Genomic DNA, 1,837 nt, shown 5'->3' with positions numbered 1-1,837 from the left:
CTGGCTCGACGGTGCCCTTCGATGTGCGCGACCACCATCGGTGTCGAGCCAGCAACAGCAGCGCCACCATCGGGATGGCCAGCGTCACGGGCTGGACCTGGACGCCGAATCCCTGCTCGACGAGACCTTGCATCGCGACCCAGGTCGCGGCGGCGGTTCCCAGCACCAGCACGATGAGGGTGCCGACGACCCGCACGCCGGGGGCGAGCCTGCTGAGCAGGACGAAGACGATGGCAGCCGGGACGACCAACAGCAACCAGAGAACCACGGCTGCTCGAATCGACGTCTGCAGGTTGAACGCACCCAGCCCGAGCATCGACCACACGGACTGATATGAGTCGTACGCGCTCACCTGAGCGTAACCCCTGAGCAGAAAGCCGTAGAGCCCCACGGGAGTGAGCCCAGACATCAGCGAGAGCCCGACGACCGAGAGCGCGAGGCCTAGCGCCATCCACAGGAGGGCCCGAAGTCCAGCACTTCGCTCCACGATGAGAAAGATCGCCGCCGCAACGGCCAGTGCAGCAGCGGAGGTGGGCTTTCCGGTGAAGACCAGGACGCCCGCGATGCCGAGAACGAGCCCCCCGGACGCCGGACGCCCTCGCGACATCCGCGCGAGCGCCGCGATCGCGAGCATCATGCCGACGAGGGCAACCGACCTGTAGCCCGGGCTACGCACAGCGAGCACCGAGATCGTGCTGACCGCGACGACGAGAATCATGACAGCGCGGGAAGACCGCGCCACGTGCACCCCGCGCACCCGAAGGTTCAGCTCGACCTCGACCACCATCCAGAGGGCTGCCGCCACGAGGATGACCAATCCCAGAACGCGGTAGGTCGCGATGTGCTGGCCAGCCAGAAGGAACAGGGGGTGGACGACGAATCCGTAGAGGAAGACGTCGCCGCCTCTGATGGAGGCTGCCGGCTGGGACGCGAGCGACAGGCTGTAGGCCTCGTCCAACAGGTCCAGCCCCCTGCCGGACGTCCAGAGCTGGAACGCCAGCAACAACAGGCAACCAAGCACCACGAACGCCGCTCCAGCCTGAGTCAGGCGAACAGAGCGGATCGTCGAACCGACGGAGTTCGACCCCCCAGGTGATGTCACGGCCTGAACATAACAAGGTGTCCCGGGGAACACGTGCTCCTTGCGGACAACCGCAGGAACGGCAGCTTCACAGACGGCATCGGGCGATGACCACGCAGTGCGGCCTCGCCGGTCGGACGACGAGGCGCCGCCGAGCAACCAGCCCGGCGGCGCCTCACCATGCGCACTTGGCCAAGAACCCCCACCCGTCAGTAGCGGTAGTGCTCCGGCTTGTACGGCCCGGCGACGTCGACGCCGAGGTACTCAGCCTGCTCCTTGGTGAGCTCGGTGAGCTCGACCCCCAGCGCGTCGAGGTGGAGCTGGGCGACCTTCTCGTCGAGGTGCTTGGGCAGCGTCTCGACCTTGGGTGCACCCTGCTCGTCGAAGTACTCGTCGGTCTTCCCGAACAGCTCGATCTGGGCGATCGTCTGGTTCGAGAAGGAGTTCGACATGACGAAGCTCGGGTGTCCGGTGGCGTTGCCGAGGTTCATCAGGCGGCCCTCGGACAGCACGATGCTAGATTCGCCGTCCTCGAACGTCCACTCGTGGACCTGCGGCTTGTTCTCGGTCTTGCTGATGCCCGAGACCTTCGCCAGGCCGGCCATGTCGATCTCGTTGTCGAAGTGGCCGATGTTGGCCAGGATCGCCTTGTTCTTCATCTGCTGCATGTGGTCTGCGGTGACGACGTTGAAGCAGCCGGTCGAGGTGACGATGATGTCGGCCTTGGCGATGACGCTCTCGAGCTTGGCGACCTGG

The 1,837-nt window shown here is 65.7% G+C and carries 2 protein-coding genes; both read right to left on the bottom strand.

Annotation, left to right across the window (positions count from 1 at the left end; all coding sequences use genetic code 11):
• Nucleotides 1–1,240: hypothetical protein (locus RMO85_RS07465; protein WP_310528079.1), on the bottom strand; the 1,240-nt coding region annotated here is incomplete at its 3' end.
• Between the two features lie 50 nt (nt 1,241–1,290).
• On the bottom strand, nt 1,291–1,837 hold a 547-nt coding region (locus RMO85_RS07460; RefSeq protein ID WP_310528077.1), incomplete at its 5' end, for an adenosylhomocysteinase.

Source organism: Nocardioides sp. (assembly GCF_031422975.1).
Lineage (GTDB): Bacteria > Actinomycetota > Actinomycetes > Propionibacteriales > Nocardioidaceae > Nocardioides.
Note: the sequence above shows the minus strand (reverse complement) of the source record. Positions and strands in the feature narration are given on the sequence as shown.